This window comes from Pseudomonas japonica (genome assembly GCF_900188455.1).
Lineage (GTDB): Bacteria > Pseudomonadota > Gammaproteobacteria > Pseudomonadales > Pseudomonadaceae > Aquipseudomonas > Aquipseudomonas japonica.
This window is the reverse complement of record NZ_FZOL01000011.1, coordinates 158,737-174,506: the sequence shown is the minus strand read 5'-3', so window position 1 is coordinate 174,506 and position 15,770 is coordinate 158,737. Positions and strand designations below refer to the sequence as shown.

Annotated in this window: 14 protein-coding genes; 6 read left to right on the top strand and 8 right to left on the bottom strand. The window is 65.1% G+C overall.

Going from position 1 to position 15,770, the window contains the following annotated elements; genetic code table 11:
- A complete protein-coding gene (gene glgA / locus CHB99_RS15520) occupies window positions 1–1,557 on the bottom strand; it encodes a glycogen synthase GlgA (RefSeq protein WP_042128411.1) in 1,557 nt (518 codons plus the stop codon).
- Between the two features lie 589 nt (window positions 1,558–2,146).
- Window positions 2,147–2,503, bottom strand: coding sequence for a response regulator (locus CHB99_RS15515; RefSeq protein ID WP_042128409.1), 357 nt, complete (start codon window positions 2,501–2,503; stop codon window positions 2,147–2,149).
- 212 nt (window positions 2,504–2,715) lie between these two features.
- Between CHB99_RS15515 and CHB99_RS15510 the strand changes: the two genes are divergently transcribed.
- The 6 genes from CHB99_RS15510 (at window position 2,716) to CHB99_RS15485 (ending at window position 10,662) form a co-directional block, all read left to right on the top strand.
- Complete coding sequence (locus tag CHB99_RS15510) at window positions 2,716–6,219, top strand: response regulator (protein WP_042128441.1); 3,504 nt, start codon at window positions 2,716–2,718, stop codon at window positions 6,217–6,219.
- Complete coding sequence (locus CHB99_RS15505; protein ID WP_042128407.1) at window positions 6,216–7,037, top strand: CheR family methyltransferase; 822 nt, start codon at window positions 6,216–6,218, stop codon at window positions 7,035–7,037. Before CHB99_RS15510 ends, CHB99_RS15505 begins: the two co-directional genes overlap by 4 nt.
- Complete coding sequence (locus CHB99_RS15500; RefSeq protein WP_042128406.1) at window positions 7,034–7,609, top strand: chemotaxis protein CheB; 576 nt, start codon at window positions 7,034–7,036, stop codon at window positions 7,607–7,609. The genes CHB99_RS15505 and CHB99_RS15500 overlap by 4 nt, the downstream gene beginning before the upstream one ends.
- Complete coding sequence (locus tag CHB99_RS15495; RefSeq protein WP_042128404.1) at window positions 7,603–8,850, top strand: hybrid sensor histidine kinase/response regulator; 1,248 nt, start codon at window positions 7,603–7,605, stop codon at window positions 8,848–8,850. Before CHB99_RS15500 ends, CHB99_RS15495 begins: the two co-directional genes overlap by 7 nt.
- 53 nt (window positions 8,851–8,903) lie before the next feature.
- Window positions 8,904–9,281: a response regulator gene (locus CHB99_RS15490; protein WP_042128402.1), complete on the top strand. Its 378-nt coding sequence runs from the start codon at window positions 8,904–8,906 to the stop codon at window positions 9,279–9,281.
- A 100-nt stretch (window positions 9,282–9,381) separates the two neighbouring features.
- Window positions 9,382–10,662, top strand: coding sequence for a T6SS phospholipase effector Tle1-like catalytic domain-containing protein (locus CHB99_RS15485; protein WP_042128400.1), 1,281 nt, complete (start codon window positions 9,382–9,384; stop codon window positions 10,660–10,662).
- Here the strand turns inward: CHB99_RS15485 and makE are convergent, their stop codons facing one another.
- The 6 genes from makE to CHB99_RS15455 form a co-directional block, all read right to left on the bottom strand.
- Entirely contained in the window at window positions 10,663–11,724 is a 1,062-nt protein-coding gene (gene makE / locus CHB99_RS15480; protein ID WP_042128398.1) for an alpha-pore-forming cytotoxin subunit MakE, read from the bottom strand.
- Window positions 11,725–11,912: 188 nt separating this feature from the next.
- Window positions 11,913–13,019: an alpha-pore-forming cytotoxin MakA gene (gene makA, locus CHB99_RS15475; protein WP_042128395.1), complete on the bottom strand. Its 1,107-nt coding sequence runs from the start codon at window positions 13,017–13,019 to the stop codon at window positions 11,913–11,915.
- A 40-nt stretch (window positions 13,020–13,059) separates the two neighbouring features.
- Window positions 13,060–14,157, bottom strand: a complete 1,098-nt coding sequence (gene makB / locus CHB99_RS15470; RefSeq protein WP_042128393.1) for an alpha-pore-forming cytotoxin subunit MakB — start codon at window positions 14,155–14,157, stop codon at window positions 13,060–13,062.
- A 20-nt stretch (window positions 14,158–14,177) separates the two neighbouring features.
- Window positions 14,178–14,579, bottom strand: coding sequence for an alpha-pore-forming tripartite toxin MakABE regulator (makC, locus tag CHB99_RS15465; RefSeq protein WP_042128391.1), 402 nt, complete (start codon window positions 14,577–14,579; stop codon window positions 14,178–14,180).
- Window positions 14,580–14,613: 34 nt separating this feature from the next.
- Window positions 14,614–15,006, bottom strand: coding sequence for an alpha-pore-forming tripartite toxin MakABE regulator (gene makC, locus CHB99_RS15460; RefSeq protein WP_042128389.1), 393 nt, complete (start codon window positions 15,004–15,006; stop codon window positions 14,614–14,616).
- 157 nt (window positions 15,007–15,163) lie between these two features.
- Entirely contained in the window at window positions 15,164–15,766 is a 603-nt protein-coding gene (locus CHB99_RS15455; protein ID WP_042128387.1) for a TetR/AcrR family transcriptional regulator, read from the bottom strand.
- Between the last annotated feature and the right edge of the window lie 4 nt (window positions 15,767–15,770).

The following is a 15,770-nucleotide window of genomic DNA, read 5'->3' as shown; positions in this document are numbered from 1 at the left end:
TCACCCCCCCATGCACATGGCGCGTTCGACCAGTTCCTCGTACAGCCGGGCGTAGGGTTCCACCGCCTGGCACCAGTTGAAGGGCTGGGTCATGGCCAGGCAGCGCATGGCGTTGAGCAGGTCTTTCTTCTCGTAGACGTAGAACGCCCGTTGCAGCGCTTCGCGGTAGCTGTCCACGGTGGATTCGTCGAAGAGGAAACCGGTCACGCCGTTCTCGATGGTGTCGGCCAGGCCGCCGGTATTGCGCGCCACCGGCAGCGAGCCGAAGCGCTGCGCATACATCTGGCTCAGCCCGCAGGGCTCGTAGCGCGAAGGCATGAGCAGGAAGTCGCTGCCGGCGAACATGCGCCGGGCGTCGGTCTCGTTGAAGCCGATGCGCACCCCGACCCGGCCCGGATAACGCAGGGCCAGCTCGCGCATGGCCTGTTCTTCCTCCGGCTCGCCGCGGCCGATCACGCAGATCTGCCCGCCCTGGCGGACGATGTAGTCGGCGACACCGAGGGTCAGGTCCAGGCCCTTCTGGTAGACCAGCCGCGAGACCACGGCGAACAGCGGCCCGCTCGACGCTTCCAGGCCGAACAGGGCGCGTACCTCGGCGCTGTTGGCGGCCTTGCCGTCCCAGTCGTTGAGGCCGAAACGGTGTTGCAGGTAGCTGTCGGTGGCCGAGTTCCAGCTCTCGTCGATGCCGTTCGGGATGCCGCTGAGCAGGCCTTGCTGGGCCTTGCTGGCGAGGAAACCGTCGAGGCCGCAGCCGAACGTCGGGGTGGTGATCTCGCGGGCGTAGGTGGCGCTGACCGTGGTGATGTGGCTGGAGTAGGCCAGGCCGGCCTTGAGGAACGACAGCTTGCCGTAGAACTCCATGCCTTCCTGCTGCAGGGCGTGCTCGGGGATCGCCAGTTCCGGGCAGCAGGCCAGGCTGACCACGCCCTGGTAGGCGAGGTTGTGGATGGTGAACAGGGTCGGCGTGCGCAGTCCGCGCCAGTGCATGTAGGCCGGGGCCAGGCCGGCGGGCCAGTCGTGGGCGTGGATCAGGTCCGGAGTCCAGTGGACCATGCCTTCGCCGGCGGCGATCTCCGCGGCGGCCAGGCCCAGGCGGGCGAAGCGGATGTGGTTGTCGGGCCAGTCGCGGCCGTTGTTGGCACCGTAGGGGGTGCCTTCGCGCTGGTACAGTTCGGGGCAGATCAGCACGTAGATGACCAGGCCGTCGGGCAGGTCCATGCGGCCGATGCGGCAGGGGGGCAGGGCGGCATGGCCGCCGAGTTCGCCGACCACGTGGATCGGGTAGTCGCTGTCCATCACCTGCGGGTAGCCGGGGATCAGCACGCGGACATCGTGCAGATGGCGCAGGGCCCGTGGCAGGGCGGCGGAGACGTCGCCCAGGCCGCCGGTCTTGACCAGGTCGGCGATTTCCGAAGTGACGAACAAGACCTTGCGTTTGTGCCGGTTCTGCCTGTTATCGCCAACGAAGCCACGGCCGGTGGCGGCGATATCGCTGCCCACGGGGGCGCTGTTGTCTGGGTTCAGCTCGAAATGCGGTTCGACAGCGGCACTGATCATTAACTTCTCTCCGTCCCTTGTTCTTTGGGCGATGCGCCCGAATGCGATGCCTGTGCGGTGTGCTCTCTTCTGTTGTGCGATGTTGCGTCCCCATGACCCGTGCAAGCGCTGCGCCAGACGGCGCTCCTGCCGTTGACGAGGTGACGAAGTGTAGGGATGGGCTGGCCGCGCCCGGGAATGCCGGAAACGATGACCTACTTCTTAGTTCCTGACTGAGCGGGCTCACGGAAGGTTCAAAGTTTTTCGAACCCGGCTCGCGGGCCGATTGCAGACAGGATTGATGAGTGTAGGAGAGGAAGGAATAAAAGTATGACCCGTTGGTCATGTTTCAGTCTGAAGACAGGGTGGTGGGTTAATGCTGGCCAGTTAGCGTTCTGGGGCCGCGTTGCGGCCCTTCGCGAGCAAGCTCGCTCCCACAGGATTGCGCGCACCTTGTGGGAGCGAGCTTGCTCGCGAAGGGCTGCAAAGCAGCCCCAATTGGCTTAACTGGTCGACATTAGGGTGTGGTGGTGGTTTTGTGGTGGCAGGGGAGGGGCGGTGCACATCATGCACTGCTGGATCTCAAGGCCCTACACCTCTAAAGACAACCTCACCCCAAAATCCCCCTCATCTTCTCGCGCAACTGATCGATGCTGAACGGCTTGCTGATCAGGTGCATGCCCTCGGGCACTTCGAGGCTCTGTCCATATCCGCTGGCGAACAGGATCGGCAACAGCGGGCGCAGTTCGCGGGTCTGCCGTGCCAGTTCCTTGCCGTCCATGCCGGGCAGGCCGATATCGGTCAGCATCAGGGCGAAATGCTGTTGCGGGTCACCCAGCAAGGCCAGGGCTTCTTCCCCATCCCCGGCTTCCCTGACCTCGTATCCCAGTTCCTGAAGAACATCGACCATCAGCATGCGCACGATGTTGTCGTCTTCGACGACCAGAAGCGGGAAGGTGGCGGGCATGGGTGACTCCTGCGGCAGTAATGAGTACTAGCTCTGTAAGCAACACACCGGCGGAAGTTCCCCGGTTTCGACGCATGCAGCATAGCGGCCGGCGATGATGCATGGAACGAATGCGCACGTCATGCCTCAAATACTGGCTTTATGCCCTGTCGCAAGCCGCGAAGACGGATAGACTGGGACAACAACTGCCACTGTGCCGCATGGACCAACAGATGAATCAGTCAAACGCAGTCGATCAGCAGCGCTTCCAGAAGCTGCTGGTACGCAACGTCAGTCTGCCCCTGGGAGTGGGGCTGCTGAGTGCCGTGGTGTTCATCGCGGTGATCGCGTACCTGCTCTCGGTCATCCAGTGGGTCGGGCATACCGACCGCGTGATCAACAACGCCAACGAATCGCTCAAGCTGTCCATCGACAAGGAAACCGGCATGCGCGGCTACCTGCTCACCGGCGAGGAGCATTTCCTCGATCCGTACGAGCTGGCCCGGCCGCGGATCAAGGCGCAGATGGAAACCCTGCGCGAACTGGTCGCCGACAACCCGACGCAGATCGACCGCCTCGAACGCCTCGATGCCCTGCAGGCCGAATGGAACGAATTCGGCCGGGAAATGATTGTGCTGCGCCGCACCGGCGGCGACTACCGCTCCGATGTCGAGGCCGGCCGCGGCAAGCGCCTGACCGACCAGATCCGCAAGGAATACGAGGACTTCGTCAGCCTGGAACAGCAACTGCGGGCCAAGCGCAACGAGGAGGTGAGCACCACCACCTGGGTGTCGATCTCGCTGTACCTGTTGCTCGTGATCGTCGTCAGTGGCCTGCTGGCCTGGGTCGGCCGCCGCGATCTGCTCAACCTGTCGCGCAGCTACCAGGCCAATATCGAAGCCCAGGAGCGCGCCACCGAGGGCCTGCAGCAACAGGCGTGGATCCGCGGCGGGCAGACCCAGCTGGCCGAGCGGGTGCTGGGCCAGCAGACGCTGCCGACCCTGGGCCACAACATCCTGCAGTTCTTTTCCAACTACCTCGGCAGCGTGGTCGCGGCGCTCTACGTGCGTGACGAACAGGACAACCTGCACCGGGTCGCCAGCTATGGCTTCTCCCGCGAGCAGGAGGGGCGCGAGCAGATCATCGCGCCCAATGAAGGCCTGGTTGGCCAGGCCCTGGCGCAGAATCGCCTGCTGACCCTCGACAACGTGCCGGAAGATTACTTCAAGGTCAGTTCCGGCCTCGGCGAGGGCCTGCCGCGCAGCGTGATACTGATGCCGGCGACCAACGACGGGCAGATCAACGGGGTGCTCGAACTGGGCTTCCTGCGGCCGCTGGCCGAGCGCGACAGCGAACTGCTCGAACGCGTCGCCGGCAACCTCGGCACTTCCATCGAAAGCGCGCGCTACCGCCAGCGCCTGCAGGAAGTGCTGGCGCAGACCCAGCAGCTCAACGAAGAGTTGCAGGTGCAGCAGGAAGAGCTGAAGACCGCCAACGAGGAACTGGAAGAACAGTCGCGGGTGCTCAAGGAGTCCCAGGCCCACCTGGAGACCCAGCGCGCGGAACTGGAGCAGACCAACGAACAGCTGGCCGAGCGTACCGAGGCCCTGGCCTCGCAGCGCGACGCCCTGGACTACAAGAACACCGAGCTCAACGAGGCCCAGGTGCAGTTGCAGGAGCGCGCCGAAGAACTGCAGCGCTCCAGCAAGTACAAGTCGGAATTTCTCGCCAACATGTCCCACGAGCTGCGCACGCCGCTGAACAGCTCGCTGATCCTGGCCAAGCTGCTGGCGGAGAACCCCCAGGAAAACCTCAGCGCCGAGCAGGTGAAGTTCGCCGAGTCGATCTATTCCGCCGGCAACGACCTGCTCAACCTGATCAACGACATTCTCGATATCGCCAAGGTCGAGGCCGGCAAGCTCGATGTGCGCGCCGAAACCACCCAGGTCGCACGCCTGGCCGACGGCCTGCGGGCGATGTTCGAGCCGCTGGCGGCGCAAAAGGGCCTGAGCTTCGAGGTGATCGTCGAACCCCAGGTGCCGGCGACCCTGTACACCGACCGCCAGCGCCTGGAGCAGATTCTCAAGAACCTGCTGTCCAACGCCCTGAAGTTCACCGAGCACGGCCAGGTCAGCCTGACCCTGGCCCAGCAGCCCGGCGGCGTGGTGTTCCATGTTCAGGACAGCGGCATCGGCATCGCCGCCGACCAGCAGCAGACCATCTTCGAGGCCTTCCACCAGGCCGATGGCACCACCAACCGTCGCTACGGCGGCACCGGCCTGGGCCTGTCGATTTCCCGCGACCTGGCGCGTCTGCTCGGCGGGCAGATCGAGGTGCGCAGCACGCCAGGGCAGGGCAGCGTGTTCAGCCTGAGCCTGCCGGAAGCCTGGGAGCCCATCGTCGACCAGGCGCCGCTGGCTCCGTTGAATCGACCGCAGCCATTGCCGCTGCCGCGGCTGGCCGCGGCGGCGCCGGTCCAGGAGAGCGTCCCGGCGCCGCTGCCGACGCGGCGTCCGGCGTTCGATGACGACCGCGACAAGGCACCGTTCAGCAACCGTTGCATCCTGGTGATCGAAGACGAACCGAACTTCGCCCGCATCCTCTTCGACCTCGCTCACGAGCTGGGCTACAACTGCCTGGTGGCGCACGCCGCCGACGACGGTTTCGAGCTGGCCGAGCGCTTCGTGCCCGACGCCATCCTCCTCGACATGCGCCTGCCCGACCATTCCGGGCTGACCGTGCTGCAACGCCTGAAGGAGCAGACCGCCACGCGGCACATCCCGGTGCACGTGATCTCGGTCGAGGACCGCATCGAGACCGCCCTGCACATGGGCGCGGTGGGCTACGTGGTCAAGCCCACCAGCCGCGACGAACTGAAGTCGGTGTTCGCCCGCCTCGAAGAGAAGCTGACGCAGAAGCTCAAGCACGTTCTCCTGGTCGAGGACGACGAGCTGCAGCGCGAAAGCATCGCCCTGCTGATCGGTGACGACGACATCCAGATCACTGCCGTGGGCACCGCGCAGCAGGCCCTGGAACTGCTGCGCGACACTGTCTACGACTGCATGGTGATCGACTTCAAGCTGCCCGACATGCTCGGCAACGAGCTGCTCAAGCGCATGACCGTCGACGAGATCCAGTCCTTCCCGCCGGTGATCGTCTACACCGGGCGCAACCTGACCCGCGACGAAGAGGCCGAACTGCTCAAGTACTCGCGGTCGATCATCATCAAGGGCGCGCGCTCGCCGGAGCGCCTGCTGGACGAGGTGACGCTGTTCCTGCACAAAGTCGAATCGACGCTGTCCCACGAAAGACAGCGCATGCTCAGGACCGCGCGCAGCCGCGACAAGGTCTTCGAGGGGCGCAGGATCCTCCTGGTGGACGACGACGTGCGCAACATCTTCGCCCTGACCAGCGCCCTGGAGCACAAGGGCGCGCTGGTGGACATCGCGCGCAACGGCCGCGAAGCCATCGAGCGCCTGGAGCAGGGCAGCGAGATCGACCTGGTGCTGATGGACGTGATGATGCCGGAGATGGACGGCTACGAAGCGACCCGCCTGATCCGCAAGGATCCGCGCTGGCGCAAGCTGCCGATCATCGCGGTCACCGCCAAGGCGATGAAGGACGATCAGGAGCGCTGCCTGCAGGCCGGCGCCAACGATTACCTGGCCAAGCCGATCGACCTTGACCGCCTGTTTTCCCTGATCCGTGTGTGGCTGCCGCAACTGGAGCGAATTTGACTAGCGAGCGCAATACCGACATCGAAATCCGCCTGCTGATCGAGGCCATCTACCTCAAGTACAGCTACGACTTTCGCGACTACTCCGGCGCTTCGATCAAGCGCCGCATCCTGCATGCCGTGCGCACCTTCGACTGCGCCACGATCACCGCCCTGCAGGAACGGGTGCTGCACGACCCGGGCATGTTCATGCAGCTGCTGCAGTACCTGACCATCCCGGTCAGCGAGATGTTTCGCGACCCCAGCCACTTCCTCGCCCTGCGCCGGGAGGTGGTGCCGCACCTGAAGACCTGGCCGTCGATCAAGATCTGGATCGCCGGCTGCAGCACCGGCGAAGAGGTGTATTCCATGGCCATCCTCCTGCGCGAGGAAGGCCTGCTGGAGCGCACCATCATCTACGCCACCGACATCAACCCGGCTTCGCTGGAGAAGGCCAAGCAGGGCATCTACTCGATGCAGGCGATGCGCGACTATGCGCGCAACTACAGCGCCGCCGGCGGCAGCCGCGACTTCAGCGACTACTACACCTGCGCCTACGGCAATGCCATCCTCGACAGCAGCCTGCGTGACAACGTGACCTTCGCCGACCACAGCCTGGCCACCGACAGCGTGTTCTCCGAGGTGCAGCTGGTGTCGTGCCGCAACGTCCTGATCTATTTCAACAAGAGCCTCCAGGACCGCTCCTTCGGGCTGTTTCACGAGTCGCTGTGTCATCGCGGCTTCCTCGTCCTGGGCAGCAAGGAAACCCTGGACTTCTCCGCCTACGCCGAGCGCTTCGAAGCGCTGGTCAAGCCGGAACGGATCTACCGCAAGCTATGAAGCGCATCGAAGCGATCGTCATGGGCGCCTCGGCCGGCGGCGTCAGCGCGCTGCTGACGGTGATGGGCTGTCTGCCGAAGGCGTTCGCCATCCCGCTGATCTGCGTGCTGCACCTGCCGGACGCTCACGACAGCCAGCTGGCCGATGTCTTCGCCCGCAAGCTGCGCCGTCCGGTGCGCGAGGCGCGCGACAAGGAGAGCATCGAGGCCGGGATGATCTACGTCGCCGGGCCCGGCTATCACCTCTCGGTGGAGCGTGATCGCAGCCTGTCGCTGAGCCAGGAGGAGCGGGTGCATTTTTCCCGGCCCTCGATCGACATCCTCTTCGAGTCCGCCGCCGATGCCTACGGCGCGGCCCTGGCCGGCGTGCTGCTGACCGGGGCCAACGAAGATGGCGCCGCCGGGCTGGCGCGGATCAACCGCCTGGGGGGGCTGAGCATTGTCCAGGACCCGGCCCAGGCCCAGGTCTCGGCCATGCCGGCCGCCGCCCTGGCCCTGCATCGCCCCGACCATGTACTCCCTCTGAATGGCATCGGGCATCTGCTCGCCAAGCTGGAATCACACGTATGTTGAGCCACATCCAAGCCAAACTGCTGATCGTCGACGATCTCCCGGAGAACCTCCTGGCGCTGGAGGCGCTGATCAAGGGCGACGACCGCGCGGTGTACCAGGCGAGCTCCGCCGACCAGGCCCTGTCGCTGTTGCTGGAGCATGAGTTCGCCCTGGCCATCCTCGACGTGCAGATGCCCGGCATGAACGGCTTCGAACTGGCCGAGCTGATGCGTGGCATGGAGAAGACCAAGCACATCCCGATCGTCTTCGTCAGCGCCGCGGGGCGGGAAATGAACTACGCCTTCAAGGGCTACGAAAGCGGCGCGGTGGACTTCCTGCACAAGCCCCTGGACACCCTCGCGGTGAAGAGCAAGGTCACCGTGTTCGTCGAGCTGTACCGCCAGCGCAAGGCCCTCGACCGCCAGTTGCAGGCGCTCGAGTGCAGCCAGCGCGAGCAGCAGCAGTTGCTCGAACAGTTGCAGGTGGCGCGTGGCGAGCTGGAGCGGGCGGTGCGCATGCGTGACGACTTCATGTCCATCGTCTCCCACGAGGTGCGCACGCCGCTCAACGGGCTGATCCTGGAAACCCAGCTGCGCAAGCTGCACCTGGCCAAGGACAACGCCGATGCCTTCACCCTGGACAAGATGCGCGCCATGGTCGAGCGCGACGAACGGCAGATCAACAGCCTGATCCGCCTGATCGAAGACATGCTCGACGTGTCGCGGATCCGCACCGGCAAGCTGTCGATCCGGCCCTCGCGTTTCGACCTCGGGCAACTGGTCATGGGCCTGGTGGAGAATTTCGCCGCCCAGGCCGCGGCGGCCGGTTCGCTCATCGAAATGGACTGCGCCAGCGGCGTGGAGGGGATCTGGGACGAGTTCCGCATCGAGCAGGTCATCGCCAACCTGCTGAGCAATGCCCTGCGCTACGGGAGCAAGCGCCCGGTGCGGGTGCGGGTGCTGGAGGCGCAAGGCATGGCCTGCGTCGAGGTGCGCGATGAAGGCATCGGCATCAGTCCGGACCACCAGCAGCGAATCTTCCAGCAGTTCGAGCGGGTCGCCTCGAACCACAGCGTCGCCGGCCTGGGCCTGGGCCTGTACATCTCCGAGCAGATCGTCCTGGCCCATGGCGGGCGGATCACCGTGCAGAGCGCCGAAGGCGAGGGCGCGACCTTCAGCGTCTACCTGCCGCTGGTATGCGATATGCATGGCCATGAAGGGCAAAAAGATGAAAGTGGTCGCCCGCAGGCAACCTCTGTGTAAGCCGGGGGTCGTATGGTCATTACCCCCGAACGAATTCGAATCAAGGCGTTGGCATGAGCGTAGATGCACAAGATGTGGTACTGGTCGTCGAGGACGAGCCGGTGATCCGTATGGTTCTCAATGACTACCTGGCGGGCGAGGGCTACCGCGTGCTGCTCGCCGAGGACGGCGCGCAGGCGTTCGAAATCCTCGCCAGCAAACCGCACCTGGACCTGATGGTCACCGATTTCCGCCTGCCGGGCGGGATTTCCGGGGTGGATATCGCCGAGCCGGCGGTCAAGCTGCGACCGGACCTGAAGGTGATCTTCATCAGCGGCTACCCGGCGGAAATCCGCGAATCCGGCAGCCCCATCGCGTTCCGCGCGCCGATCCTGGCCAAGCCGTTCGACCTCGACAGCCTGCGCGAGCAGATTCAGGCATTGCTCAGCTAGCGTCAGACCCTTCCTACAAACTGCCGTAACTCTTCTTATATCCGGTTTTTTTGCCGGGTGATCCGATCGGTTCCTTGTCCTCAACACACAAGGAACCGTCATGAATCCGACACTGACCTTGCATCTCGGCCTGTTCTTCGATGGCACCGGGCTCAACCTGCACAACAGCGAACTGGGCGCGGCGCAGTCGCGACCCCAGGGCAGCTACGCCATGGGCAAGAGCAACGTGGCGCGGCTGTTCGCGCTCTATCGGCAATCGCCAGGCATTCCCAGCGCCGCCCGCCGGGCCTCGCTGGCGCTGTACATCGAGGGCGTCGGTACCGCCCGCGGCGCGGCCGACGACCTCATGGCCCAGGCCAGCGGACGCGGCGCCAGCGGTGTGGCGGCGCGGGTCGCGCAGGTGCCGGCCGAGGTCGGCGAGGCGCTGCGACGCCTGCTCGACGCCAACCCCGGCGTGCGCATCGCGGCCGTCGAAGTCGACCTGTTCGGCTTCAGTCGCGGCGCGGCGGCGGCGCGGCACCTGGCCAATGACCTGCAGGCGCTGACCCAGGCCTGTGGCGGGCATCCGCTGCGGCTCAACTTTGTCGGCCTGTTCGATACCGTGGCCAGCATCATGGCCCCGCTCAAGGGCAATTTCAGCGCCGCCAATGCGGACTTCGACGGCCTGCGCACGCAACTGCCGGCCGGGCTGGCCCGGCACCGGGTGCATCTGGTGGCGGCGGACGAATGGCGGGTGAACTTCCCCTTGGTCGGCACCGATGTCGACCTGGCATTGCCCGGCGATCACTGCGATATCGGTGGCGGCTACCGGACGGAAGACGACGAGGTGCTGGTGCTGGAGCGACCGTTCAGCAGCACCGAACCCGCCGCGCTGGCGCTGGAGCAGTCACAGGCCTGGCGCCAGGCCAGTGCCTGCCTGGAACGGCAGCGCCAGGCCTGGGAAGCACTCGGCCTGCGCCTGTACCTGGACAGCGAAAGCGTCGACCAGCCGTTCCTGCCCAAGCGCGATCTGTACCGGGAAAAGCGCGTGCGCGTGCGCATTCGCGGTGAGCGCCGGGTGCGTGGCGAGCTGTCGCTGGTCTATCTGCGCCTGATGCACGCGCTGGCGCTTGAGGCCGGGGTGCCGTTCGATCCCGTGCCGGACAGCGATGACCTGGCGCTGCCCGAGGAGTTGCGCACGATCGCCGCCAAGCTGCTGGCCCAGCGCTCCGGGCACGGCCTGGAGGAGGTGGAAATGGCCCTGCTGCGGCGCCGCTACATCCACCTCTCGGCCAACTGGAATGCCGCGCTGCACTCCGACAGCCCATTGCTCGACGCCCTGTTCATCAATCGACCCCAGGCCGACCGGCAGCGGGTCATCCACGCTCATCCGTCGGCCTGATCACTGACCGATGCTGACCAGGTTCGGCTGCGGCGCGTTGTTGGCCTGCATGTTGGCGACGAACCCGGCGATCGCCTGCCAGCTATTGCACGCCGCGTCGAACCACACCTGGGCCACCAGGGCCTGCTGCGCGTTCTCGGCCTGGGCGACGTCGCTGGCGGCGTTGCCCAGCTCGCCGGACAGCACCTGCCAGCTGACATTCAGGGCATCGAGGGCGCTGGTCATGTCGGTGACATCGCCGATCACCAGCGCCAGGCTCATGCTCAAGCCGTTCAGCGTGGCGACCTGCTGCTGATCGCTGGACAGGTCCTGTTGGTCGCTGGCGATGGTGCTCTGGTACTGGGCGATGCTGTTCTGCAGGCTGGAAATCTGTTCCTCGGCCTGGGCGATGCTGGCTACGCCGATCCCGGCCAGGATCAGCGAGATACCGCCGGTGAAGGGCGTGAGCAGCACGCCGAAAATGGTTTCCACCAACCCGCTGGTTTTCTTCGCCTGGGCCTGGGCGATGGCTTGCCGGTCGCTCTGCACCTGCTGTTGCAGCTGGGCGATCTGCGCATTGATGGTGGTGATCTGTGCCTGGATATCGGCCTCCTGGGCCTGAATCTGGGCGATGCTGCGGTTCATCGCGGCATAGGGCACGGCCAGTTGGCTGTTGAAGGTGCCGAGACGGTCGGTGTACTGGTCGATCGCCTCGATCATGGCCTGCACCGGTGCCTCCAGGGCATTGAGCTGGGCCACGATACTGGCCTGCAGTGTGCTGTCGAACTGCACCTGCAACTGGGCGAAGGCCTTGTCCAGCGCCGGCTGCGCGGCAAGGAAGGCCTCGGCGCAGGCGGCGGTCTGGGCCAGGATCTGGGTCTGGAAATACAGGAAGCCGTTCTGGCGCCAGCCAACCACAAGGTTTTCCGCCTGGCCCAGTTCCTGGTCGAGCACCGGATACCAGGGCGAGTCCGAGGGCGCGATCGACGCCTCGATCAATGCCTGGCAGGACGAGTTGAGCAGCAGCATGCTGCCGACCGAGTCGCTGATCTGTTGGTTGGTCTGGGTAGCATCGAAACTCATCGGAGCACTCCTGTTGCAGTGAACTGGTGCTGAACCCGTAGGAGCTGGCTTGCCTGCGATCGGCGGCGCAGCCGTCGTAAAATCAGTCTCCACGGTGCGCCAGGAGCACCGCGGATTCAGGGTTTGCGACGGCTACGCCGTCGATCGCAGGCAAGCCAGCTCCTACGGCCATTGGTAACCCGCGTTCGTTACATCGGCAGGGTCTGCGACTCGATCGGCACCTGGGCGTTGACCAGGCTGTTGGCGGTGACGATGGCTTGATCCCACTCGGTGACCGCCGCCTGGGTGAAGACCCCTTCGGTAATGGTCGAGAGTTGCTGGTCGGCGGCCTGCAGCTGGGTGACCACACCCTGCAGTTCGCCCTGGAAGGTCGCCCACTGGGTTTGCAGTCGCGACAGGCTCTGGGTCGCCAGTTCGAGGCTCGCCACCGCGCCATCGGAGGCCATCTGCAGGCCCTGCAGGGCAACCAGTTGGCGCTGGTCGTCATCCAGTTCCTGCTGGTCGGCGGCGATCTGGTTGAACTGGTCGTTGATCTTGCTCTGCATCACACCCCAGGTCACGCCGCCGCCGATGATCCCCGCGGCACCGATGGCACCGCCCACCAGCAGGCTGGCACCGCCGGTTTCCGGGGCCAGGGCAACGCCGACCACCAGGGCGAAGATACCCACGCCGATGCCCGCGGCCGAGGCGGCGATGGCTTTGTTCTCCTGCTGGATCTCGGCATTCAGCGCGGTGATGGCCGCGTTCATCTGGTTGATGTCGGCGGTCAGCTGGGTTTCCGCGCTCTGGATATTGGTGGCACCGCTGACCAGGTTGTTGTGCGCGGCCTGCATCTGGTCGCCCCAGGTGGTCAGCGCCGTGGTGGTCTGGGTCATCTGGTCGATCACCGCCTGGATCGGCGGCAGCAGGGTCTGCTCGATGATCGTCTGCACCTCGATCACGTAGGGGTTGTCGGCCCCCGAGGCGGTGGGGTTCTGCTGGACGATCTGCAGGATCGCATTGGTCGCGGCGGTGAAGTCGGAGCCGAAATTGATCACCTGCAGCGGAATGGTCTTGGTCACCTGCGGGCCAAGGGTGTCGATCCATTGCTGGGACAGGGTCTGCGCCACGCCCAGTTCGGCATTGAGGCTGTCGAACCAGCTCGGCTGCGGCGTCGGCGAGATGAAAACGGTGTTGACCACGGCATGGCAGGCGAAGGTGATCAACTGCGCGGCGTTGTAGGAAACGCTGGTATTGCCGCTCAGGGTGTCGGGGGCCTGGGTCGTATTGCTCGGGTCGGTCAGGGCAACATTCATCATGAATATCCTCTGGTAGGGGGGAAACGCGGGAGGTCCTTCAATTGCGCATGAAGTTCGCAAAGGTTGGCCGAACGGTGGCCGAACTGATGTCGATCGTCACGGGCTCGCCGACGCTGATGTCGGTCTTCGATAACTGCGTGACGAAGTTGTTGATCGAGGTCCAGGCGGCCAGGGCCTGGGGCAGGGTCAGCAGGTCGAGGTACTGGTCGGGCTGGGCCCCGGCCTGCAGGGCGTCGATGGCGTCCTGGGTCTTGGCCTGCTGGGTGATCCAGAGGTCGACCAGCGCCGGCAGGGCATCGCGCAGGACCAGGAACTGACCCTCGACGCGGTACAGGGTCTGCAGCGTGGACTTGGTCAGGGCCACGCCCAGCGCCTCGTCGGACAACTGCGCCTTGATCGCGTTGATCTGGTTCATGGTGGCGATCAGTTGGTTGTCATCGGCGATCAGGTTGTAGAAGCTCTCCCCGATGCTCAGCACCGCCATGGCCATGCCGGCGATCGGCACGGTGGCTTCGGCGCCGGCGGAACCGACCTCGTACAGCAGCGACACGGCGGACTGGGCGATGCCCTTGTCCGTGGCGATGTCCTGGCTGGTCATGCTGCTGCCCAGGGCTTCGACCGAATCCACCAGCTCGCCCAGTTGCTCGGTCAGTTGCAGCATCTGCTGTTCTTCGTCGCCGAGGGCGTTCCAGCCCTGCTCGATGGACTTGTTCATCGCCGGCAGCACCGCGCTGAACGCCGCCATGCGCTGCTTCAGGGCCACGTCGGCGGCCTGGGTCGCGGCCAGGCTCTGGTTGACCTGGGGCAGCAGGGTTTCGCCAAGCAGCTTGATCCAGAACGCGGCATCGTTGTTGCTGCTGGGCGACAACCCGGCGACGCCGGTGAACATCGCGTAGTAGTTCTCGAAGGCGAGCAGCACCGGTGCCCAGATATCGGCGCGGTCCAGTTGCCAGGCGTCGGCGGCGCTGTCCAGTTGCTGCACTTCCACCGCCACCGCCGGCAGCCAGCTCGGTTCGTCGGGGATGGTGGCGATGCGGATGCTTTCGCAACTCACGGCGAAGCTGTCCAGGCCGACGACGTTCGAATAGGCGTCGGTGAGTCGGTCCTGGGTGTCGTTGACATCGGGTGCGAGCATGGTGATACCTCCGTGGCGGATCAGCCGGTGACGTTGAGGTAGGGGTCGAAGGTCATCGCCTTGCCGTCGAACGACAGGGTGCAGCTGTACTGGTATTGCGCCGTGGCGCCCTGGGACTCGACGCGGCCGGACCACACGGTTTCGCCGCTGACCAGGGTCGACTGCTGCGGCTGGCAGATCTTCTGCTGGATGATCTGCCCGCTGAAGCCGGTGATTTCGACGTCGTCGCCGGGGTTGATCGGGCTGACCGACCAGATCACGATCTGCCCGTCGGTACAGTTGGTGATCAGCTCTTCCTGACCTTCGCTGGAAGAGCCGAAGTGCTTGTTGGTGTCCACCAGGTAGACGTTCGAGCCCAGGTCGCCGCTGGCCAGTGCGCCTTCGACGTCGACCACTACCAGTACATAGATTTGATTTGCCATCGTGGTGCTTCCTGCGTGAGTGAAACCGGTTTCGTCACACCACCTTCAGTGCGCTGGAGAAGCTCAGGGTGGTGCCGTCCATGGACAGGCTGACGGAATAGGGGTAGCTGGCGTAGGCGCCCTGGGTCTGCACCAGGCCGTTCCACACGGTGTTGCCGAGAAAGGGGTCCTGACTGGGGACGCAGATGTGGTTGGCGACCATGGTCCCGGAGAAGCCGGCGATGGCCACGGCATCCCCCGGGTCCACCGGGGTCACCGACCAGGTCAGTGTCTGGCCGTCCTGGCACACGGTATTGAGCGTGCTCTGGCCTTCCTGCCAGGAGCCCAGGTACTTGTTGCTGTCCACCAGATAGACGCTGCCCTGGAGCGTGCCGGCGGCGAGCGCGCCGGTCACGTCCACGACGATGAGGATGTCGATGCGGTTCAAGTCCATTCTCCGGATTGAAGTGCCAGCGGCGACACCGCGGGCGAAATCAATAGGCCATCATTGGCAAAGGGGTGTTCAAGGTCTAGACGATGACTTGGAGATGGGCAATAGAGGAAAGTAAATTTTCCTACGAGCGGTAGAGAAATGGACTGTGCGGTCACGCCGCCGAGCTGACGCACTCCGGCAGCGTCCGCTCGATCGCGCCGAGCAGCATGCTCTCCATCAGGGCCAGGCGCTGGGCCTGGCTCGCCGCGGAGTTCTGCAGCCAGCCGGGCAGGCTGTTGAGCATGCTCGCCACCACCTGGGTGGCGGTTTCCAGGGCGGCGCCGCTCAGGCGCGTCGCCGGGGCGATCAACTGCAGCAGGCGATGCTCGTATTCCCGGCGCATCGCGGCGATCTGCGCCTGCTGCTCGTCGGTCAGGCAGCACAGGTCGCGTTCGGCCAGGCGGAACTGCAATGGCCGTTCGGCGTGCAGCTCCCAGTGCGCGCGGATCACCGCCGACAGGTGTACCGTGCCGGGCTTGCCGCGGGCGACCGGTTGCAGGGTGGCAAGCAGCTCCTCGTGGAGTTCTTCGATGAGATCGAACAACAGGTGCTGCTTGCTCGGAAAATGGTGGTAGAGCGAGCCGGCGGTGAGTCCCACATGGGCCGCCAGCTCGCGCATGCTGACCTGGCCGAAGCCCTTGAGCGCGAACAGTTCGAGGGCCTTCTCGCGCCGTTCTTCATAGTCGGCGCAGCGATCGGCACAGGTCTTGGGCATGGCG